This is a genomic window from Cognatishimia sp. WU-CL00825 (assembly GCF_040364665.1).
Classification (GTDB): Bacteria; Pseudomonadota; Alphaproteobacteria; order Rhodobacterales; family Rhodobacteraceae; genus Cognatishimia.
This window is the reverse complement of the sequence record NZ_BAABWX010000004.1, coordinates 83,316-104,685: the sequence shown is the minus strand read 5'-3', so window position 1 is coordinate 104,685 and position 21,370 is coordinate 83,316. Positions and strand designations below refer to the sequence as shown.

24 protein-coding genes are annotated in these 21,370 nt (G+C 53.1%); 10 read left to right on the top strand and 14 right to left on the bottom strand.

What is annotated here, in order from left to right; all coding sequences use genetic code 11:
- Position 1: 1 nt before the first annotated feature.
- Entirely contained in the window at positions 2-619 is a 618-nt protein-coding gene (locus tag ABXG94_RS13975; protein WP_353535184.1) for a LysE family translocator, read from the bottom strand.
- Positions 620-628: 9 nt separating this feature from the next.
- Positions 629-1,402 carry a uracil-DNA glycosylase gene (locus ABXG94_RS13970; protein WP_353535182.1) on the bottom strand — a complete coding sequence of 258 codons (774 nt, stop codon included), beginning with the start codon at positions 1,400-1,402 and terminating at the stop codon, positions 629-631.
- Positions 1,403-1,576: 174 nt separating this feature from the next.
- Between ABXG94_RS13970 and ABXG94_RS13965 the strand changes: the two genes are divergently transcribed.
- The 6 genes from ABXG94_RS13965 (at position 1,577) to ABXG94_RS13940 (ending at position 6,355) form a co-directional block, all read left to right on the top strand.
- Positions 1,577-2,533, top strand: coding sequence for an aspartate carbamoyltransferase catalytic subunit (locus ABXG94_RS13965; protein WP_353535179.1), 957 nt, complete (start codon positions 1,577-1,579; stop codon positions 2,531-2,533).
- A 109-nt stretch (positions 2,534-2,642) separates the two neighbouring features.
- Positions 2,643-3,137 carry a hypothetical protein gene (locus tag ABXG94_RS13960; RefSeq protein WP_353535177.1) on the top strand — a complete coding sequence of 165 codons (495 nt, stop codon included), beginning with the start codon at positions 2,643-2,645 and terminating at the stop codon, positions 3,135-3,137.
- The gene (locus ABXG94_RS13955; protein ID WP_353535175.1) at positions 3,130-3,687 is read left to right on the top strand and encodes a hypothetical protein; all 558 of its coding nucleotides are present in this window, start codon (positions 3,130-3,132) and stop codon (positions 3,685-3,687) included. The genes ABXG94_RS13960 and ABXG94_RS13955 overlap by 8 nt, the downstream gene beginning before the upstream one ends.
- 97 nt (positions 3,688-3,784) lie before the next feature.
- Complete coding sequence (gene pyrC, locus ABXG94_RS13950; RefSeq protein ID WP_353535173.1) at positions 3,785-5,062, top strand: dihydroorotase; 1,278 nt, start codon at positions 3,785-3,787, stop codon at positions 5,060-5,062.
- The gene (gene plsY, locus ABXG94_RS13945) at positions 5,062-5,667 is read left to right on the top strand and encodes a glycerol-3-phosphate 1-O-acyltransferase PlsY (RefSeq protein ID WP_353535171.1); all 606 of its coding nucleotides are present in this window, start codon (positions 5,062-5,064) and stop codon (positions 5,665-5,667) included. The genes pyrC and plsY overlap by 1 nt, the downstream gene beginning before the upstream one ends.
- A 214-nt stretch (positions 5,668-5,881) precedes the next feature.
- Positions 5,882-6,355, top strand: a complete 474-nt coding sequence (locus tag ABXG94_RS13940; protein ID WP_353535169.1) for a YHS domain-containing (seleno)protein — start codon at positions 5,882-5,884, stop codon at positions 6,353-6,355.
- Between the two features lie 46 nt (positions 6,356-6,401).
- On the opposite strand, the gene ABXG94_RS13935 is transcribed toward ABXG94_RS13940, so the two are convergent.
- From ABXG94_RS13935 to ABXG94_RS13920, 4 genes are all read right to left on the bottom strand, one after another.
- Positions 6,402-7,772 (bottom strand): glutamate--cysteine ligase, encoded by a 1,371-nt coding sequence (locus ABXG94_RS13935; RefSeq protein WP_353535166.1) that lies wholly within the window; start codon positions 7,770-7,772, stop codon positions 6,402-6,404.
- Positions 7,773-7,838: 66 nt separating this feature from the next.
- A complete protein-coding gene (locus ABXG94_RS13930) occupies positions 7,839-8,348 on the bottom strand; it encodes a hypothetical protein (protein WP_353535164.1) in 510 nt (169 codons plus the stop codon).
- A complete protein-coding gene (locus ABXG94_RS13925) occupies positions 8,345-8,587 on the bottom strand; it encodes a GNAT family N-acetyltransferase (protein WP_353535161.1) in 243 nt (80 codons plus the stop codon). Before ABXG94_RS13925 ends, ABXG94_RS13930 begins: the two co-directional genes overlap by 4 nt.
- Entirely contained in the window at positions 8,584-9,309 is a 726-nt protein-coding gene (locus ABXG94_RS13920; RefSeq protein WP_353535159.1) for a 16S rRNA (uracil(1498)-N(3))-methyltransferase, read from the bottom strand. The genes ABXG94_RS13925 and ABXG94_RS13920 overlap by 4 nt, the downstream gene beginning before the upstream one ends.
- 12 nt (positions 9,310-9,321) lie before the next feature.
- Here ABXG94_RS13920 and ubiA point away from each other — a divergent pair, with 12 nt between their 5' ends.
- The 3 genes from ubiA to ABXG94_RS13905 all read left to right on the top strand — a co-directional run bounded on the left by ubiA (position 9,322) and on the right by ABXG94_RS13905 (position 12,604).
- Positions 9,322-10,287: a 4-hydroxybenzoate octaprenyltransferase gene (gene ubiA, locus ABXG94_RS13915; RefSeq protein ID WP_353535158.1), complete on the top strand. Its 966-nt coding sequence runs from the start codon at positions 9,322-9,324 to the stop codon at positions 10,285-10,287.
- A gap of 61 nt (positions 10,288-10,348) precedes the next feature.
- Positions 10,349-12,268, top strand: a complete 1,920-nt coding sequence (locus ABXG94_RS13910; protein ID WP_353535156.1) for an OmpA family protein — start codon at positions 10,349-10,351, stop codon at positions 12,266-12,268.
- 6 nt (positions 12,269-12,274) lie between these two features.
- Complete coding sequence (locus tag ABXG94_RS13905) at positions 12,275-12,604, top strand: hypothetical protein (RefSeq protein WP_353535154.1); 330 nt, start codon at positions 12,275-12,277, stop codon at positions 12,602-12,604.
- A 4-nt stretch (positions 12,605-12,608) separates the two neighbouring features.
- On the opposite strand, the gene ABXG94_RS13900 is transcribed toward ABXG94_RS13905, so the two are convergent.
- From ABXG94_RS13900 to pgsA, 3 genes are read right to left on the bottom strand one after another with little or no spacing between them, the layout of a single operon-like run.
- Positions 12,609-13,052, bottom strand: coding sequence for a molybdenum cofactor biosynthesis protein MoaE (locus ABXG94_RS13900; RefSeq protein ID WP_353535152.1), 444 nt, complete (start codon positions 13,050-13,052; stop codon positions 12,609-12,611).
- Position 13,053: 1 nt separating this feature from the next.
- Positions 13,054-13,299 (bottom strand): molybdopterin converting factor subunit 1, encoded by a 246-nt coding sequence (gene moaD / locus ABXG94_RS13895; protein ID WP_353535150.1) that lies wholly within the window; start codon positions 13,297-13,299, stop codon positions 13,054-13,056.
- A gap of 4 nt (positions 13,300-13,303) precedes the next feature.
- A complete protein-coding gene (gene pgsA, locus ABXG94_RS13890) occupies positions 13,304-13,963 on the bottom strand; it encodes a CDP-diacylglycerol--glycerol-3-phosphate 3-phosphatidyltransferase (protein ID WP_353535147.1) in 660 nt (219 codons plus the stop codon).
- A 121-nt stretch (positions 13,964-14,084) separates the two neighbouring features.
- On the opposite strand from pgsA, the gene ABXG94_RS13885 reads away from it, so the two are divergent.
- On the top strand, positions 14,085-14,987 hold the full coding sequence (locus ABXG94_RS13885; RefSeq protein ID WP_353535145.1) for a DMT family transporter: 903 nt from the start codon (positions 14,085-14,087) through the stop codon (positions 14,985-14,987).
- A gap of 270 nt (positions 14,988-15,257) precedes the next feature.
- Here the strand turns inward: ABXG94_RS13885 and uvrC are convergent, their stop codons facing one another.
- The 5 genes from uvrC to ABXG94_RS13860 form a co-directional block, all read right to left on the bottom strand.
- Complete coding sequence (gene uvrC, locus ABXG94_RS13880; RefSeq protein WP_353535142.1) at positions 15,258-17,132, bottom strand: excinuclease ABC subunit UvrC; 1,875 nt, start codon at positions 17,130-17,132, stop codon at positions 15,258-15,260.
- Positions 17,133-17,540: 408 nt separating this feature from the next.
- Complete coding sequence (locus ABXG94_RS13875) at positions 17,541-18,509, bottom strand: calcium/sodium antiporter (protein ID WP_353535140.1); 969 nt, start codon at positions 18,507-18,509, stop codon at positions 17,541-17,543.
- Between the two features lie 174 nt (positions 18,510-18,683).
- Positions 18,684-19,481, bottom strand: a complete 798-nt coding sequence (locus ABXG94_RS13870; RefSeq protein WP_353535461.1) for a S49 family peptidase — start codon at positions 19,479-19,481, stop codon at positions 18,684-18,686.
- Between the two features lie 197 nt (positions 19,482-19,678).
- Positions 19,679-20,440 (bottom strand): ABC transporter permease, encoded by a 762-nt coding sequence (locus ABXG94_RS13865; RefSeq protein WP_353535137.1) that lies wholly within the window; start codon positions 20,438-20,440, stop codon positions 19,679-19,681.
- Entirely contained in the window at positions 20,437-21,366 is a 930-nt protein-coding gene (locus ABXG94_RS13860) for an ABC transporter ATP-binding protein (protein WP_353535134.1), read from the bottom strand. Before ABXG94_RS13860 ends, ABXG94_RS13865 begins: the two co-directional genes overlap by 4 nt.
- Positions 21,367-21,370 lie beyond the last annotated feature (4 nt).

Here is a 21,370-nt window from a genome sequence, read left to right as displayed (position 1 = left end):
TCTAAGATCTTTCTAATATTGCAAGTCGCGCAGCCAGCGAAGCAAAAATAGCTGCGGTTATATATCCAAGACCTTTGGCGTATTTTGGAGATCCAAGCAAAGCCTGGCCGATGCTACTGGCAAAGATACCGACGAGGCCATTGATCACAAATCCTCCTAACGCGATGATTCCGCCAAACATCCAAAATTGCAGCAAAACACTGCCACGCGTTGGGTCAACAAATTGCGGAACAAACGCCAGCACAAATAAGATCACTTTGGGGTTACTGAGGTTAACAATAAACCCCTGAACAAACGCTCGTTTGGCCGATAAGGCCTTTGTTTTATTGGCAACCACACTGCTCCGCAGAGCCGCATAGGCAAGCCACATCAAATAACCGACGCCAATCCAGCGGATCAGATCAAAGACCCACGGCAAGGTGGCTACCAGCGCCCCCAAACCAAGACCGCCAAGCGTCATATGTACCAGTGCCCCGGCTGATATACCCGCACTTGCGGCTACCGCTGGCTTGACGCCAGAGCGCAAGCCCTGCCCAAGGCAAAACATCATATCCGCACCCGGTGTCAAATTCAGCGCCAAAGCTGCAGGCACAAATGCGAGTAACAAATAAAGGTCCATTGCTTTTTCCTAGGTGATCGCTGCAAGGCGGGCCTTGATCTTGAGCAAATCCGACCAGGCTTCGCGCTTGGCGACTGGTGTGCGCAGTAAAGTCTCGGGATGCAGCATCGGCAACGTCGGCTTTCCGTAGGCTTCTGTCCAAACGCCCCTCAGACGGTTAATGCCCCGTTTTTCAAGCACGCTGTGGCAGGCACTATTGCCCATTAAAATAAGGATATCGGGATTAACCAATGCAACATGGCGCTGCACAAAGGGGCGCATCATGGCGATTTCATGGGCCGACGCATCACGACTTTGTGGTGGTCGCCAAGGTAAAATATTTGTCAGGTACACAGCTTTGTCAGGCTCTTGCGCATTGCGATCCAGACCAATGGCCGCCAACATGCGATCCAATAACCGACCGGCTTGGCCCACAAAGGGTGTGCCGCTGCGATCTTCTTCGCGATCTGGTGCCTCGCCAATAATCATCACCCGCCCGCAATCTTGCCCGTCCGCAAAAACCAAAGAGCGAGCGCCGCGCTTTAAACTGCAATGATCAAAATGCGCCGTTGCTGTTTTAAGGCTTTGTAAGTCGTTGGCCGCCGCAGCGGCCGTTTTTGCAATGGCAACGGGATCGATCTGTGGCTCTGGCACAGGCGCAGCAGTCGCTGGTTTGGTTGGTGCAGGTTTTTGCACAGCCTCATAGCGATTGACCGGCGAATCCAGAATGGCCTCGGTCGCGCCGAGTTCAATTTGCCATTCCAGCATGGCGCGTGCCGTTTGATAGTCGAGTGCCGATTCCATAGCAGCACCCTACCCTGTGGACCGCGTCGGGAAAACCAAACAAATCGCCTGATCTGATTTGCGCGTGCTGATGCCTCCGGCGGGGGTATTTTCGTCAAGCACAAGGCCAGAGGCGGCTTGCAGCAGGCTCAGCGGCTTTCTATAAGCAGCAAAGATCAGACAAGGAGCTTCGCAATGGCGTTTCGTCAAAAGCATCTTCTGGGTATCGAACATCTTCGACCCGAGGAAATAACATCAATCCTTGATCTGGCAGATCAATATGTCGATCTGAACCGACGCGATATGAAGCATTCAGAAGCGCTTTTGGGCCTGACACAAATCAATATGTTTTTTGAAAACTCCACCCGCACCCAGGCGAGTTTTGAGATTGCCGGCAAACGATTGGGCGCAGACGTTATGAATATGGCGATGCAGGCCAGCTCGATCAAAAAGGGCGAAACCCTGATTGACACGGCCCTGACGCTTAACGCGATGCATCCCGATCTTTTGGTGGTGCGTCACCCTCATTCCGGTGCCGTGGATCTTTTGGCTCAAAAGGTCAATTGCGCTGTGCTCAATGCCGGCGATGGCAAGCACGAGCACCCCACACAAGCATTGCTGGACGCCCTGACAATCCGCCGCGCCAAAGGCAGGTTGCATCGTCTGAATATCGCAATATGTGGTGACATCGCCCATAGCCGTGTGGCACGCTCTAACCTGATCTTGCTTGGAAAAATGGAAAACCGCGTGCGACTTGTGGGGCCTCCAACCCTGATGCCCAGCCAGATCAGCGAATTTGGTGTTGAGGTCTATGAAGACATGGCCGAGGGTCTGAAGGATGTGGATGTTGTGATGATGCTGCGCCTGCAACGCGAGCGCATGGATGGCGGATTTATTCCGTCAGAGCGCGAGTATTACCACCGATACGGGTTGGATGCGCAAAAGTTGAGCCATGCCAAGAACGACGCGATTGTCATGCACCCGGGGCCGATGAACCGGGGTGTGGAAATTGATGGCGATATTGCGGATGACATCAACCGATCAGTGATCCAGGAACAGGTCGAAATGGGTGTCGCGGTGCGTATGGCAGCCATGGACCTTTTGGCGCGCAACCAACGTGAATTGCGCAAAAACGCGCCTATAGAGGTTTGATATGGAAGATCCTAAAGACCCGAAAATGAGTGGCCGTGTGGCAACCATCGCGCTTTTGGTGATGTTTGCGATTGTCGGGCTGATGATTTGGGTCGGTGGATAACTCAGCATGGCGCAAGCAGACGATAGCATTGACCATCCCGAGGTTGATCTTTCGCCTGACGAACGCCTTGTTGCGACCTACCAGCCAAAACTTGGATTGTTCCTTCAGCGCACACTTTGGGTCGCGTTTTTGACCGCCATCGCTTTTTTGGGCATTCCTCAACTTGGGTTTGGGCTATTGCTGGCGCTGGTTGGAGGTCTGATTGCCGCTTTGTTTTATGCCTTTGTATTCGGCGATTTCGAAGAATGGCGGCAACGCCGGCGCGACCGTTGGATTTTGACAAATCAGCGCCTTTGGTTTCAAAACCCTGATGAAGACAGCGGGCAGGCATGGATCAACCTTACTGATGTTGTGCGGTGTCGCCGATGGATGTGGTGGGCACTGCGGCTAACCACGAAAGATGGGCGCGTGACCGTTCTGCGCTATGTTGGGCCCGTCAGGACCATTCAAGCGAAGCTTAAGTTGGCGGTTGCCGAGGCAAAAGGGGATCTAAATGTCTGACGATGTATTCCATGTCTCTGAATTGGAAACCGGGCGTATACGCCTGTTCACGGTCGAGATCACAGAGGCGGAACTTGACCGTATCCAAAACCCCCAGAGAGATATGCCCCCCACCGCGGCGGCGATAGCAACACTGGTTGGGTTGGACTGGATCGACGCAGGCTATGCAGAGATATTCAACATTGCCGATTTAGAAGGGCTCGGGCTTGCAAATTATCTGGTTCAGGGGGCCGGGGTTTCTGAAGCGACGATCTCTGAGCACCGCGCCCTGTTAGATCAGGTCCAGGACATCGTCTTGATTTTATATTCCCGAGCATTCGAACAACAGGAGGTGCATTTGACGCTGCACCCAGCGGTGCAACTCATAGAGATGTTTGAAGAAGAGACCCATAATGTGACTTTTGAACCTTTGCCTAACAAGTCCGCCACCGAGCCTGCAAATCTGGCTACGCCGCCAAGCAATGCGCATTTTTCCGTTGTCAAAGCTGTGCTGCTACTACCGGGCTTACTTATCGTGCTGGCGCTGTTGATTTGGGTGTTGTTTTTGTGAAGCAGAACATAGAATTGGTTGACCTTATGGCGTCAAAATTGCATGTCCCTTGCACGATGGTAGATCAGGCCATGGCCAAAAAAGGACCCGCAGCGCAATGAGTCTTCTTTTCACCAATGCCCGCCTGATTGATCCGGAAACCAAAACAGAATCTATGGGCAGCCTGATCGTCGAGAACGGCGTTATCATCGCCCAAGGCAGCGAGATTACCACCCATAAGGCTGATAAAGTTGTGGATTGTCAGGGCAAATGCCTTGCGCCAGGCATTGTCGATTTGGGTGTGAAAGTCTGCGAGCCGGGCGAGCGCCACAAAGAAAGCTATAAATCCGCGGGACGCGCGGCGGCGGCTGGCGGCGTCACAACAATTGTCACACGGCCGGACACCACCCCAACCATCGACAGCCCGGAAACGTTGGAATTTGCGACACGGCGGGCCAACGAAGCGGCCCCAGTAAACGTTGTGCCGATGGCAGCCCTTACAAAAGATCGCGCTGGCCGCGAGATGACTGAATTTGGCTTTTTGCTGGATGCTGGGGCCGTCGCCTTTACCGATTGTGATCACGTTGTCACGGACACCAAAGTCTATGCGCGCGCCTTGATCTATGCGCGCAGTTTGGGGGCCTTGGTTATTGCACATCCTCAGGAACCCGTATTGAGCAAGGGCGCGGCTACAACATCAGGCAAATTTGCCAGCCTGCGGGGGTTGCCTGCGGTTTCTCCCATGGCGGAACGCATGGGACTTGATCGTGATATCGCAATGGTCGAAATGACCGGTGTAAAATACCATGCCGACCAAATCACAACTACGCGCGCGTTGCCCGCGTTGGAGCGCGCAAAAGCGAACGGATTTGACGTCACCGCAGGCACCTCAATCCACCATTTGACGTTGAACGAATTGGACGTGGCAGATTACCGAACCTTCTTTAAGGTTAAACCCCCATTGCGCAGCGAAACCGATCGTCTGGCGATGGTCGAGGCCGTAAAGTCCGGCTTGATCGACATCATCAGCTCTATGCACACGCCCCAGGATGAAGAAAGCAAACGTCTGCCATTTGAGGAGGCTGCATCGGGTGCAGTGGCGCTTGAGACCTTGCTGCCTGCGGCGCTGCGTCTTTATCACGCCGAGCAACTGACATTAGCGGAATTGTTTCGCGCCATGGCGCTCAACCCAGCCACAAGACTTGGCTTGCCCAGCGGTCGCCTTTGCGAAGGTGCGCCTGCAGATCTTGTGCTGTTTGATCCAGACGCGCCCTTTGTGTTGGACCGTTTTAAACTGCACTCAAAATCTAAGAATACGCCGTTTGACGGCCAGCGTATGCAGGGTAAGGTGCTGGCAACTTATGTGGCCGGAGAGGCCGTCTACCGGAGAAACTGATGCCTGCACTGGAAACCGGGATTTTCGCGCTCATGATTTGGGGCCTGATTGGGTATTTATTTGGTTCTATTCCCTTTGGCATTGTCATCACCCGGGTATTTGGACTTGGCAATCTGCGCGAAATTGGCTCTGGCAATATTGGCACGACAAATGTGCTGCGCACCGGGTCAAAACCCGCCGCTGCTGCAACGCTATTGTTGGATGGTGGCAAAGGCGCAATTGCCGTTCTAATCGCCCGACTTCTGGCGGGCGAAGATGCCGCACAGGTGGCTGGCTTGCTGGCGTTTTTGGGTCACTGCTTTCCTATCTGGTTGAAATTCAAAGGCGGCAAGGGTGTTGCGACCTTCTTGGGGCTGATGCTCGCGCTGGCCTGGCCTGTTGGGATTGCGTGCTGCTTGACCTGGCTGCTCACAGCCTTGATCGGGCGCATCTCTTCGCTTTCGGCACTCGTTTCGGCCGCCTCCACGACTTTTTGGGTTGTACTGCTTGGGTTTGGTCAAGTTTTCCTGCTTGGCATCGCGGTGACACTTTTGGTGTTCTGGCGCCACAAAGAGAACGTTGCGCGGTTGCGAACAGGCACTGAACCCAAGATCGGGCAAAAATAGCGGCCTTTTCGCTATAGGCAGTCACAGCGCAAGTTAGATTAACCTTCGTCAAGTCACAGGCGTTCTGCGCTGCTGCACACTCAAATCTTGTTGTTTTGAATGTGAACAGCTGCGTCGCGATATTGCTTTTAGAGGGTCGCAATTACGGCCCTTCGCAAATTTGGTCTAACGGAAGTTTTTGCCGGTAGACCCAAACAAACTAAAAGGTAAAATCATGACTAAACTTAAATCCCTGTTTGGGGGCGCTTTGCTTGCCTCGACTTTCGTTGGCACAGCTTTTGCTGCTGGCGTAGAGCTTAACGCTTCCTCCACCGGACTTGCGCTTCAAGGCTATGACCCTGTCGCATATTTTACAGAAAACAAGGCAAGCCCAGGAAACTGGCAGATTACGTCGACCTATAACGAAGCCACCTATCGCTTTGCATCAGAAGAACATAAGGCAACATTTGAAGCCAACCCAGAGGCATATCTGCCCCAATATGGAGGTTATTGTGCCTTTGGAGCGGCGATGGGCTTCAAGTTTGACGGAGACCCAACGCTTTGGCGCGTTGTAGACGGGGAATTGTTCCTGAATATCTCGCAAGATATTCAGGAGCGCTGGAACACGGACATCCCCGGCTTTATCGAGAAAGCGGATAACAACTGGGGTGACATCGAGAATGTTTCGCCCGACGAGTTGTTAAACTAAAAAGGAAGGCGCAGAAATGCGCCGCCCAATTTGAAACTTATTCAGCTCAATAGCTGTAGTCGCCATAAATTCGCGTCAAATCACCGTTCCAGTCCCCGTGATAGTGCTCAAGCAACTCATCAGCGGGTGTTTTTCCGGTTTCGAGGCTCTCTTTCAAAGCGTTCAAAAAGTGGGTCTCATCCGGCACCAAACCGCCAGCACCTGGCATCGCTCGGCTCTTCAAACCCGCCTCAGAGATTGCAACAACTTGACCTGCAAGCTCGTGCATGTCGATCTTGCCAACCTGCCCCTGCAAACCTTTTTCAGACGCTGCAACGCGCAGGGCTTCACGGGTGTCAGCATCCCAGTCTTTCACAAGATCCCAGGCCGCATCCAAAGACGATTGGTCATACATCAATCCAACCCAAAAGGCCGGCAAAGCGCAAAGGCGGCGCCATGGGCCTCCGTCTGCGCCGCGCATTTCCATGAATTTCTTGATGCGCGCTTCGGGGAAAGCGGTGGTCAAATGGTCCGCCCAATCGCTTAGTGTTGGCGTTTCCCCTGGTAGCGCCGGAAGTTTTCCAACCAGGAAATCGCGGAAACTTTGTCCCAATGCATCAATGTACTTGCCGTCGCGATAGACAAAATACATGGGCACGTCCAAGGCGTATTCGGCCCAACGTTCAAACCCGAATCCGTCTTCGAAAACAAAAGGCAACATGCCTGTGCGGGCATTGTCCAAATCCCGCCATACGCGCGAGCGCCAAGATTTGTGACCATTTGGCTTGCCATCAAAGAACGGAGAGTTTGCAAACAAAGCTGTCGCCACTGGCTGCAAGGCCAAAGCAACGCGCAGTTTTTGCACCATGTCTGCTTCCGATCCGAAATCCAGGTTCACTTGAACTGTGCAGGTCCGGTACATCATGGATTTACCCATGGTGCCGACGCGATCCATGTAATCGGTCATCAGCTTGTAACGCCCTTTAGGCATTACGGGCATTTCTTCGTGGCTCCAGATCGGGGCGGCCCCCAAACCAATAAATTTCACGCCTATTTTGTCAGCGATGTCTTTCACATCTTTGAGATGGGCGTTTACCTCATCACAGGTCTCATGGATCGACACCAGCGGAGCACCAGAAAGCTCTAGCTGCCCACCCGGTTCCAACGAAACATTTGCACCATCTTTTTCCAGACCAATTAGCTTTCCAGCTTCTTGAACGGGGGCCCAACCGTGGCCATCACGCAGGCCTTCCAACACAGCTTGGATCGAGCGCTCGCCAGCATAGGGCAATGGTTTTAGTGAATCTTTACAAAAGCCGAATTTTTCATGCTCGGTTCCGATGCGCCAGTCTTCGCGGGGCTTGCAGCCATCCGCCAAGTATTCGGCCAGTTGTTCGTGACGTTCAATCGGTCCGCCGCCGGACTGAGGGATGGACATTCGCTTTGCTCCGATCCTATTGGGCTATCGCTTGATTTGCTTTGGTGTAACGAATTGGGGGCAGTGTCAATGCAAGGTGAGCGCCTCTTTGGCCCATATCACGACAGGTTGAGCACTGCGTCCATTTAGGCTGCTGACCAAATGATCTGTGCGTATGCCCGGTAAACTGGCAAAGGCATCAAACAGAGCCTCTGCGCCTTCGGCATTCACAGGGATGGCAATATCAGCTTGCCCGATTTGATGTAAAACCCAGACCGGAGGCACCGAAACCTGATCCAATGTCAGCAACGTCAAGTCACTCATGGAAACGATACCGCCTGAAATCGGTCCATAGTAACTCACCTCGCCTTCATCAACGGTCACAATGCCAGGGCCGCCACGCTCTGACATAAAGCGTCCGCGCTGCAAACCTGTGTACATTAAAATACCACCACCGATCGCAACCGCGACCCCAATCCAGCGCAATATGCCCGACCCAGACACCCAGTAAAGACCAAGCAAAAGCACGACCAGCCCGATCAGGACCTCTCGCCATTTCAGAAAAAATATTCGCGCCTCTGGGCGGATAAAGCTCATTTGATCTCTCCAATGACCCGGCGCGCTTTCAGCAAAGCAACCTGATAAAACCTAATGTGTTGAAAGCCTATTTTTTCATAAGCCTTCGCCGCGGCCGCGCTGGCGGCAAAAAGAATTGCCCGCTTAACGCCTTCGTTTCTTAGTTCATTGAGATGGGAAAGGATCAGGCGTCCCGCAAGCCCGCGATTGCGATTTTTATGCGGCACAAATACTCCGCCGATCCGCGCCTTGCGTATCATTGCCAATCGCCCAGCGCTTGCTGCCACAATGTCATTGCAGCGACCGATGCTGTATCGGCCCGCAAAATGCGCGGACCAAGCGAGACAACATGTGTTTGCGCATGCGCATGCAGCCGCGTTCGCTCAGCGTCAGAAAACCCTCCTTCTGGACCAATCAGGATCGCCCATTTTTCGCCAGCAACGGTGCCCAATCGTTTGGCAGAGCCAACCTCGGCTTCGTCGCAAAACATCAACTGGCGATCCTTTGGCCAATCCGCCAACAATCGATCAAGTTTTTGCAGGTCCGTCACCTCTGGCACATAAGTTCCGCCGCATTGTTCTGCTGCTTCAACAGCATGGGCTTGCAAACGATCTTGGCGAATGCGTTCCGAATTGGTGAAGTGAGTGGTTACCGGCAGAATGCGCGCTGCGCCCATTTCGGCGGCTTTTTCAACAATGAAATCTGTGCGCGCCTTTTTTATGGGGGCAAAGATCAACCAAAGATCCGGTGGCATTTGCAACGGTTTGGTTTGTTTAACACATGCAAGGATGCCTGCACGTTTTCCGGCCTTAACGACCTCGGCCCGCCACTCTCCTTCTGTTCCGTTAAAAACAAGGATCTGGTCGCCGAGTGCCAAACGCATCACCCCAAAAAGATAATGTGCTTGGTCACGATCCAATGGAATGGATTGCCCTGCCCCCAAGGGGTGCTCTACATACAGTCTGACTTTAGCTTCTTTCATAAGGTTCTACATATGGCCGACACGCCTCTAACGCCAGAGCCCCATGGACAGGTTTCCGACGCGGTCCGCGGCAATTGGGTCGACACTTGGGCCCCAGCCCCGTCGCGTCCCTACCTGCGGCTGTCCCGGGCAGATCGCCCCATCGGAACTTGGTTGCTTTTTTTGCCCTGCATGATGGGATTGATGTTGTCGATGCTAAACGACAATATCGTCACTTGGCATGACGCATGGACCGTGGCCGGCTGTGCGGCAGGTGCCTTTTTGATGCGCGGTGCCGGGTGCACTTGGAATGACATCACCGACCGGGACTATGATGCCCAAGTGGCGCGCACGCAGTCCCGGCCCATTCCCTCTGGTCAGGTAAGTGTCAAAGCAGCCGTTTTCTGGATGGGGCTGCAAGCATTGTTGAGTCTGTTCATATTGCTGAGTTTCTACCCAAACGCCGTTTTCCTGGGAGTCGTGGCACTGGTCCCCGTGTTGATCTACCCTTTTGCAAAGCGTTTTACGTGGTGGCCACAATTTTTCTTGGGCATTGCGTTTAACTGGGGGGCATTGCTTGCTTGGACCGCTCACAGCAATCAACTGCAGTGGCCAGCTGTGGTGCTGTACCTGTCTGGCATCACATGGACCTTATTTTACGATACCATCTATGCCCATCAAGACACAGAAGATGACGCGCTAATTGGCGTGAAATCAACAGCACGCTTGTTTGCCGAAAACACGCATCGTTGGCTGATGTGGTTTTTGATACTGACCGTATCCCTGATGGGCGTTGCCGTGGTTGGTGCCACGATTGACCGCAGCCCTCTGTCTTTGGTGATAGCTTTGGGCGGCCCATGGGCAATGGGCTGGCATCTTTTTTGGCAATTGCGCAGCCTTAACACCGAGGATCAAGATGTTTTGCTGCGACTTTTCCGTTCAAACCGCCAAGCGGGCCTGATTCCTTTGCTGTTTTTCGCCTGTGCGCTGTTCGTTTGATTGATCCAAGCGGCCGCATTGCGTATCAGACACCCTAATCAGACCTAAAAAGACGAACAAAATGCGCTTGCCTTTGACCTTGACTGTTTCTGCAACCTTTGGCCTCGCCGCCATTTTCAGCCTTGCTGCAGCCAGCTTAACAGCCACCGTGATCGAAGACAGCTCGCAATCAGCTGTACAGGCGGCACTCGACAAACAGGGGCTGACCTGGTCCGAAACCCACGCTGAAGGTCTCAACGTCTTTATTGCAGGCACGGCCCCATCGGAAGCCCAGCGCTTTATTGCCATGTCAACGGCGGCGGGCGTGGTTGATGCGGCGCGGGTCATCGACAATATGAATGTTACGGCCACAGCTGATTTGGCCCCACCGAAGTTTTCAATCGAAATCCTGCGCAACGAAAGTGGAATCAGCCTGATTGGCTTGATCCCAGAGGCAAGTGACCGCCGCGCGGTCCTAACCAAGCTGCGTCGCATTGCTGGCAGCCAGGAACAACTGGCGGATTTCATGGAAACCGCCGCTTATGTCACGCCCAAGAACTGGCCGCAGGCGATGAATTTCGCCCTGGCGGCGCTCGAAGATCTTCCGCGGTCCAAAATTTCGATCACCGCCGGTGAAATCACGATTACCGCGATGACCGACAGCCCGAAAGAACGCTTCGATCTCGAGCAACAGCTGCGCGACGATAAACCTGATTCTGTGGCCCTCTCACTCAATATCTTTGCGCCACGCCCCGTGATCACGCCCTTTACGCTGCGCGCCACATTGAACGACGGAAACCTGCGTTTTGATGCGTGCTCGGCAGATACCGAGGCGGCACAAGTCCGCATCCTTCAAGCCGCAGAACAAGCCGGGCTCACATCCCGCAAAGACTGCACAATCGGCCTGGGTGTTCCGTCGCCCAAATGGGCAGATGCATCGGTTATCGCATTGAACGCACTTACAAACCTGGGTGGTGGAACGGTCACCATCACAGATGCAGATATTTCTCTGGTTGCCGCAGAAGGCATCGATGCTGCCCTTTTTGACAAAACCGTTGCGCAAGCAGAAAAATCCCTGCCCGAAGTATTTGCTCTGCATGCTGTGTTGCCGGTGGTCCAGACTGATGGGGAAGTTGATTTGCCCGAATTCATCGCGACGCTCAGCCCCGAAGGGTTGATGCAAATGCGCGGGAAACTGGGTAGTGACCTCAGCTCGAACACGGTCGCAAGTTATGCCAAGGCTCGCTTTGGCAGCGATAACATCTACGATTCTATTCGTGTAACTGAAACGATGCCAAATGGTTGGCCCAACCGGGTCATGACTGGGCTCGATGCGCTCTCAACCCTACATCATGGGGCTGTCACCGTCACAGCAGATCAAATTCGGGTTTCGGGCAAATCTGGCCACCAAGATGTCGGCGCGAGAATTAGTCAGTTGCTCAGCAAACGTCTTGGAGAAACCCAGCAATTTTCTTTAGACGTCGCCTATGACGAACGGCTTGACCCGCTTGCAAATATTCCAACACCAGAGGACTGCGTTGCCCGCATTCAAGCCGCACAATCCGAGGTAAAAATCAGTTTTGAACCTGGTTCTGGCACTCTGGATGCTGCGGCAATGCCTATCATCGGTGCTATCGCAGAGATTTTGGACACTTGCGGTGAACTGCCTTTGGAAATTCAAGGCCATACCGATAGCCAGGGGCGCGAATCCATGAATTTGGCGCTAAGCCAGAATCGAGCGCAATCTGTTTTGGCGGCTCTGAGAGACCGTCGTATCCTGACCAGCGCCTTCACAGCCCAAGGATATGGCGAAGCAAATCCGATTGCCGACAATAAGACCGAAGCTGGGCGCGAGGCCAATCGGCGGATCGAATTTGTTTTGATTCAACCTGAAGCTGAAATCCTTGAAAATTCCGAGGTTTCAGACCAAGAAGGCCTTGAAAACAAGGCTGATAAGGTGAATGAAGACGCCGCAGATACCTCATCTGCAGCGCAGGAGTAAACAAGCATGTCCAGAATCGAATTCATTGTCGCGACCGCGATTATTCTGTTCATCGCCTTCTGCATGGGCTGGTTCGCCAATTGGCTGGTGCACCGCTTTACCCGCGTGGCGCAGGCCGATGTCGATCAATTGGAGCGTATGGGCCAAGAGCTGCACGAGGCCGAGGAAACCCGCGACCAAGCCATAACCTATTTGCAGCAACGCGAAGCCGAGCTTTCAAATCAGCTTAGCCAAACCGAGGCAGAACTTGCTGCGGCGATGGAAGGCCTGCGAGATGCGCGCTATGAGGCGGAAGAGCTGCGGACGCATGTGTCCCGCATGCAGCAGCAAACCTAAGCCGCTACCAGCGCTTGAGCGCCTCTTCGTCGATCTCTTTGGCTGCAACCCAATCCGCGCCATCTACGGTGAATTCCTGTTTCCAGAACGGCGCGCGTGATTTGAGATAATCCATTAGGTATTCAGCGGCCTCAAACGCGTGTACGCGGTGTTTGGACGCCGTCGCAACCATCATGATCATCTCTCCTGGCCGCATCTCGCCATATCGATGGATCACCAACACATCGCCAAGGTCCCAGCGCGTACAGGCCTCTTGCGCTATCGCAGTTAACGCCTTTTCTGTCATGCCCGGATAATGCTCGATCAGCATTTTTTCAAGCGTGCCCGCCGCGTTGTTGCGCACCACACCGGTAAAGGTCACAATGGCGCCCATATTGCTTTGGCTGGCGGCAAACCCAGTGGTTTCCGCGCCAAGGTCAAATGGGCTTTCCTGAACAACAATCCGCATTCTAGCCACCTGTCATGGGTGGAAAAAACGCAACCTCACGCACGCCTTCAAGCGACGCGTCAAATTCGGTTAGCTCCTGATCAACGGCGACGCGCAGAGCAGACAAATCGGAAAAGGCCAGTGCATAGCGCTCTTCCCGCGCCCGCAACTCGTCTACCAATTCAACGACGGTGCCGGCCTGCGTTTCAACGTGTTCCTTTGGCAGGCCGATCCGCTCACGCACCCAAGCAAAATATACAACGTCCATCAGTCTAATCCTTCAAGTGCGGTGCGGCTTTAACAAAATAGTCAAGACCGGTCACAAAGGTCAAAAGCGCAGCAATCCAAAGTAAAACCAGCCCCAGATTTCCGGACCAGATCATGCCCTTGAACATAAAGCGCAATCCCAACTCATCTGGAATGTCACCAGATAGTATTTGCCCAACCATTTCCGCGTCCATGCCCCAAGACCACATGCCCAGGTAATGTTCAAAAATACCCTGCGAAAAGAGCACCGCAATCGCGACCATTTGGGTCGCAGTCTTCCATTTCGCCAGTTTCGTAACTTTCAGCGTGCCCGCAGTGTCACCCAGAAACTCGCGCAATCCTGAAACAAAAACCTCGCGGAACAAGATCACCGTCGTTGGCAGCACCAACCACGGGGACATAGAGGAATAGCCAACAATCACCATCAAAGCGATCACCACCATCGCCTTGTCAGCAATCGGGTCCAGCATTGTGCCAAGCTTGGTAACCTGCCCCCAAGCACGGGCAAGATAGCCATCCAGAAAATCGGTTAGCGAGGCGATGATAAACAATGCCATCGCTATGCCATCCGCATAAGGGCGACTAAAATACAAAAACATAACTGCTATTAGGGGCGCAGCCATAAGGCGCAGGGCGGTCAAGATATTTGGGAATGTCCATGTCATGGCCCATTCCTAACCGGGATAGGCCCGGTGGAAAAGCAAAGTTTCTTAAAACCTGCAAGACTTGTGCCATGCCAGAAATATCCGTAACTCCGGCAGACGTATTTGCCGAGTGGGACACGCAGTGAACTTCAATAGATGGATGGGTATCAGCAGCGTGATTATCGCGGCCATGCTTTGGGGAACAACGGGCACTGTCCAGGCTTTACTTCCCGAAAGCCGTGAACCACTTGCGGTTGGTGCTATGCGGCTTTTGGTTGGCGCAATCGCTTTACTTGCCATGGCATTGGCCCACCAGCCAAGCCGACGAGCCTTAGTGCGACTTCCTTGGGTCTCTGTGTTTTTTGCCGGGTCGAGCATCGCTTGCTACAATTTGCTTTTTTTCTGGGCGGTCTCAGAGGCTGGCGTCGGAATCGGCACAGCAGTCACCATTGGCAGCGCCCCGTTTTGGGCAACGGCCTACGAAGCTCTGAGTCGTACGGCCCTTCCGACCCGAAAGCGGCTTGGAGGCCAGATCATTTCGATTATTGGTGTGGCATTTTTAGGACTTGCGGCAGCGGACGACGGCAAAGGCAGCTTGGGTTTGGTTTTGGCCCTTGGGGCAGGTGCAAGCTATGCATCTTATTCATTGATAACCAGTAAAATAGGCCACAAAGCCCCATCAACCGCAATTGCTGCGGGCACCTTCAGTTGCGCTGCGCTCTTGACCTTGCCCGTACTGGCCGTTGTGCCCATCGCCTGGGTGATAGCGCCTGGCGTTTGGCTTGCGATAGGGTTTCTTGGAATTGTCGCAACCGGCCTTGCGTATGCCTTTTACACTTGGGGCCTGACGCGAGTCGCTGCCTCAAGTGCTGTGACGCTGGCCTTGGCTGAACCTGTCACCGCTTGGCTGCTCGCAACGGTGATCATCAAAGACCCCGTGACACTGACCAGCGCAACCGGGGTGGGCCTGATACTTGTGGGCCTGATCATCGTTGCACGCCACCCAAGTCGAAAACTTAGAGCCGAACTCAACAAAGATCTGTAAAAATGGGCCCGGGCATGGGTGTGCCCGGACCAGCTACGAAGTCAGTCATCCCCGAATTTCGGTTACAAATCTCGATGCTCAGCCAGCCTGGGGTGAAACAAAGTGTCAGGATGCGTTTGATCCATTGTTTCGGTTGGCCTCTACATCTCAAATGCAATGCTTCGTTAGTGTGATGTACCATTCGCACGTTTGTGGCACCCCGGCCCAACTAGGCGTATGACAACCAAATGCGGATAGGCCCCTATCCCATTGGATAGGGTTTTTCGACCTCTAGCCGCCTTCTTGGAAAAAATCGTAGATGGTTTGCGCCAAAGCATCAGACACGCCGTCAACGGCCTTTAGGTCTGCAAGGTTGGCGCGACTGACTGCTTTGGCGCTGCCAAAATGCGCCAGCAAAGCCCGCTTACGTCTGGCCCCTACCCCTGGCACATCATCGAGCGGCGTAGCTCCAACTGCTTTCGCCCGCTTAGCGCGGTGGGTGCCGATCGCAAAGCGGTGTGCTTCGTCACGCAATCGTTGAATAAAATACAACACCGGATCATTGCGCTGTAAGGCAAATACACGTTGCCCAACGCGGTGGAATTCTTCTTTTCCGTGGTCTCGGTCGACACCTTTAGCAACGCCAACCATGGGAATATCGGTAACACCCCAGGCGCGCATTATCTCGGCCACAGCCGAAACCTGCCCAGCCCCCCCGTCGATCAGCAACAGATCAGGCCACTGACCATTTTCCCGTTTGGGATCTTCTTTTATCAAACGTTTGAAGCGCCGATTTAGCACCTCTTTCATCATGCCAAAGTCATCGCCGGGCGTCAGATCGTCGCCTTTAATGTTAAACTTCCGATAGGCATTTTTCATAAACCCGTCAGGCCCAGAGACGATCATGCCACCGACGGCATTGGTGCCTTGAATATGCGAGTTATCATAGACCTCGATACGTTGTGGTGGAGTGTCCATACCAAACGCTTCGGCAATGCCTTTCAACAATTTAGCCTGCGTCGCACTTTCACTCATTTTGCGCGCCAAAGATTCACGGGCATTTCGTGCAGCACCCGATACAAGCTCTGCTTTTTCACCGCGTTTTGGTACAATGATTTCGACTTTACGCCCGGCCTTTTCGGCCAGTGCAGCGGCCATCAACTCATCATTTTCAATTGGATGCGACAGGATCAACTGCCGAGGAGGCTCTTTGCCGTCGTAAAATTGGCCAATAAAGGCCTCGAGAACCTCCGCGGTTTCGATCTCGTTGCCAACCCGAGGATAATAGTCGCGGTTGCCCCAGTTCTGATTGGCTCGAATAAAGAACACCTGCACGCAGGCCTGCCCCTTATCCAAATGCAACGCGATCACATCTGCCTCAGAAACCCCCCGCGGGTTGATCCCCTGTGCTGTCTGAAGCTGGGTCAACGCCCGAATACGGTCCCGCAACACGGCCGCCTTTTCAAACTGCATGTTCTCGCTCGCGGACTGCATTTCTGTGGCCAGTTTCTCTTGGATGTCCGTCGACTTACCGGTCAGATAGCGCTCTGCATCCGCTACAGCCGCCGCGTAATCCGCTTCGCTGATCTTACCAACACATGGGGCCGTACATCGCTTGATTTGATATTGCAGGCAGGGGCGTGTGCGGCTTTCAAACATCGCATTTGAACAATCACGCAGCAAGAATACGCGCTGCAATTGCTGCAGGGTCCGATTGACCGCCCCTGCGCTTGCAAAGGGGCCATAATAATTGCCTTTTTCCTTTTTTGCGCCACGATGTTTTTTGATCTGGGCAAAGGCATGTTCTTGGCTCACGAGGATATTTGGAAAACTCTTGTCATCGCGCAACAGAACATTGTATTTCGGCTTTAGCTGCTTGATCAGGTTTTGTTCAAGCAACAGCGCTTCTGTTTCGGTTTTTGTTGTCAGAAACATCATGGCGCTTGTTTCGCTGATCATACGGGCAATACGCCCTGTGTGACCGCTGGGCCGAGCATAGTTTGAAACGCGGGCCCGCAGGTTGCGCGCTTTGCCCACATATAGCACCCGGGCCTGCGCATCGAGCATACGGTATACGCCCGGCGAGCCATCCAACGTCTTTAAATACCCTTGAATACAGGCGTGACCCGTGACGCTGGGCTCAGATGTGGTCTCATTTTCAGTCATGCTCGAACGAACTCTGATTCTTAAGGGTCAGCTGCAACCTATACGCCCTCTATACAAGAGAAAACATGTCCACGACTTCTGTGGATAACTCTGCTGATAACTTTCCGTGATCGCAAGAATTCCCTTATTTTTAACCGGTTTCTAGGCTGTGCTTAAAAAATAGGCATATTTATAAACCATTGTTTTGAAACGATATTTTTTTGACTACCGGGCAAAACACTGAAAACATTAGAGATTTTGTAACGCTTTTGTAATAATAGCGTCATCAGTGCACAACTTGTCTTAGATCAGGCAGTTTTGTTTACTTTTCTCACAGGCCATGCTTGATACGCCGAAGAACCTGACAGCCAATCTGGCAACGCCAAACTGGCTACTAAGCCACCAAATCCGCCCCAAAACACGTCTCAATCACAGCAGAACGACAACGATATAAACGCCATATAGCGCGGTCAAAAGCACGCCCCAACGACGGGTAATATCGGCTCTGAACCAGACAAAAGGCAATATCAGCAGGCTTGCGCCAGCCATAACCCACAGATCAAAACGCAAAAACGATGGATCTACAGGAATGGGCCCAACAAGGCTGGCGATGCCGGTGATCGCCAAAAGGTTAAACATATTGGACCCGATGACGTTGCCCAGCGCCACATCCGCTTGACGGCGCAGAGCGGCCATCACTGTGGTTGCCAATTCTGGCAGGCTTGTGCCCAATGCAATCAAGGTCAGACCAATAACGGTTTCGCGTACATGGAACTGGCGAGCAATGTCTACGGCACTGTCCACCAGCAAATCTGCTCCCAACGGCAAACCGATTAGCCCCAACACCAAAAACATGCCGATCTTCCACCAGGGCATATCAGGGTCAGCCCCTTCAAGATCATCCGGTTCGTCAACCGCGCCTGCGGCTGCAGCAGCTTTGCAACCACGTCGATGGTTGCGCGCCATTAGAAACGCATCTCCCAGAACAAAGGCCAGCGCTGTCAGCAAAATCAATCCACTGATCCAGTTGAAAACGCCACAAAACGCCAATGCAATAAACAGGGCAGTTGCCCCCAGCATAAACACATAGTTCTTACGGGTGTCACACACGCTGGTGTGCAGACGCGACATGATCGCAGGCAAGCCAAGTACCAACAATATATTTGCGGTATTAGAGCCAACCACGTTGCCTAACGCCAGACCAGGCGCATTGTCTTCGATCGCGCTGATCGCAATTAACAATTCCGGCGCGGATGTCCCGAAGGCCACAATCGTCAGGCTGACGATCAAAGCAGGAATGCCGACACGCAGACTTAGGTTCACGGCGCCGCGCACCAAAGCGTCCCCAGCCAGAAGCAGAATGATCAAACCCAAGCCGGCTGTTAGCCATACGAGCATTGTGCTTAGCCCTTTTTGTTGCGGCAGGCACAGGGCCCTTTGCCGATCTTAAACCGCCCACAAGAAGGACATTTACGCGCGTCCAATTGCTTTTTGCCCGGGTAAGTTATCTTACCGAACATGGCCAGCACCGCGATGCCTACCAGAAACAAAAGGACAATCTTCGTAATCACATCAAAGCCCGAACCGCGCATATTCTGCGCGTTCCTCTATCCCGGAAAGGGCATCCTGTGCAAGCTGCGCGCCAAACCTTTGCAAAATCGAGCGCTTGGCGCCGTAGATGCGGAACCGCACATCCTCGCCGAAACGTTCCTTAAGCACTGGCACAATATGGCCAACCCCATCAGCCAGGCCTTGCGCGACCGCCTTACTACCAATCCAAATCTCTCCAGTGAACAAATCCGGGTCTTCTGACAATTTACCCGCCCGGCGCTGCTTCACATGATCGATAAAATTTTCATGGATTTGGCCAAGGATGCCCGTCAAACGGGCCACATCTTCTTCTTTTTCCGGACGGAAAGGATCCATCATCGATTTGGACTTTCCTGCGGTGTGCACCCGCCGTTCGATCCCGTGTTTTCCAAGAAACTCATGGGCGCCAAAGCCGGCAGAAATCACGCCGATTGACCCAACAACAGAGGATTCATCGACAAATATATCGTCAGCAGCCGCCGCCAGCCAATAGCCTCCAGAGGCGGCCACATCTTCAACAAATGCAACAACCGGTATATCTTTTTCTTCAGCCAAACGTCGAATGCGCGCGCCAATCAAAGAGCTTTGCACGGGCGAACCGCCCGGCGAGTTGATGATCAGCGCCACCGCGGCGGGTTTGCCTTTTTTGAAAGCTTTTTCAATCAAGGGAGCTAGAGTCTGATCGTTTAGCTGGCCACGACCGCCTGCAGCAATCACACCAGACAAGCGCAAAACCGATACGGACGGCGCTTTCTTTGTAAAGGGGATCCAACGTTTCATAACAGGCATATAACCTGCCCAGCACCGCAAACAAGAAGCTCTGGCTCACATTTTCTTCAACGATGCAATTGCGCCATGTTGACTGGGTCGCAGGGGGCTGTCGCCCCCGCGCCGCAAAATAAATTTTGCGCCCCCCCACAGGTATTTTGGTCAAGAACAATAATAGGGCAATTGTCCTTTAAAGACCGCAGAGCTTCTTAGCTGCGGATGCGCCAGCCAGTCTTGAAGATCCACCAAACCCCAGCCAAGCAAAGCCCTGTGAACCCGGCAATGGCCAGCAAGCTCAACCCGATCGGAACATCCACCAGCCCAAAGAAAGCCCAACGGAAGCCCGAAATCAGATAGACCACCGGATTGAACAATGTGACCGTTTGCCAAAATGGAGGCAACATAGAGATCGAATAAAACGAGCCGCCCAAAAAGACCAAGGGGGTCACGATCAACAATGGCACGAGCTGAAGTTGTTCAAAATTCTTGGCCCAGATCCCAATGATAAACCCAAAGAGCGAAAAGCTAATGCAAGTGAGCATCATAAAGGCCAGCATGGCGATTGGATGTTGAATGCTAAGATCCACAAACAAACCTGCGGTGGCAAGTATGACCACGCCGATAAACAAAGCCTTTGTGGCTGCGGCTCCCGCATAGCCCACAACAATTTCAAGGAAATTCACCGGGGCGGAGAGCAATTCATAAAACGTACCAATGAATTTTGGAAAATAGATCCCAAACGAGGCATTCGAAATCGCCTGAGTGATGATTGAAAGCATGATCAATCCGGGCACAATGAACGCGCCATAACTGACCCCATCAACTTCCTGAATGCGGCTGCCGATGGCGGCACCAAACACCACAAAATACAGCGACGTCGAAATCACCGGTGAAATAAAGCTTTGCGCCAGGGTGCGGAAAAACCGCGCCATTTCGAAAACATAGATGGCTTTGATTGCGGTCCAGTTCATGACTGCCCCTCCTTCACCAATCCAACAAAGATGTCTTCAAGGCTGCTCTGTTCTGTCTGTAAATCCCGCAGCACCAGCCCTGCCCCAGCCATATCAGCCAACAGCGCGGTGATGCCGGTGCGCTCGGCGCGCGTGTCATAGGTATAGACAACCGATGTACCGTCTTCTGCCAATGCAAGATCATGATTGTTCAGCGCCTTTGGCAGCTCTTCTACAGCCTCTTGCAACTCTACGCGCAATTGCTTTTGACCCAGCCGCTCCATCAGGGCGGCTTTTTCTTCGATTAACAACAGCTCGCCCTTGTTGATCACACCAACCCTGTCCGCGATGGCTTCGGCTTCTTCGATGTAATGCGTGGTCAAAATGATGGTCACCCCATCCTGTTTGAGCCCCGCCACGATTTCCCACATATCTTTGCGCAGTTCCACATCAACGCCCGCAGTGGGCTCGTCCAGAAACAACACACGGGGTTCATGGCTTAGCGCTTTGGCGATCAAAACTCGTCGTTTCATGCCACCGGACAATTCCATGATGCGGCTTTTGCGTTTATCCCACAAAGAAAGTTGGCGCAGGATTTTTTCGATTAACCCATCATCACGCTTTTTGCCAAACAGCCCGCGTGAAAACCGCACTGTGTTCATAACGGTCTCGAAAGGCTCTAGATTTACCTCTTGAGGCACCAGGCCAATCAAATTGCGGGCCGCACGAAATTCGTTCGTCACACAATGGCCACCAACGTGGATCGAGCCGCTCGTCGCTGTTGAAATGCCACAAACCGTTGAGATCAATGTCGTTTTTCCCGCGCCATTTGGTCCAAGCAAAGCAAGGATCTCACCTTGCTTGATGGCCAGAGTGACGCCTTTTAGAGCCTCAAACCCACCTTCATAGACCTTTTTCAGGTCCTGTATGTCGACAATAGAATTCATAGAA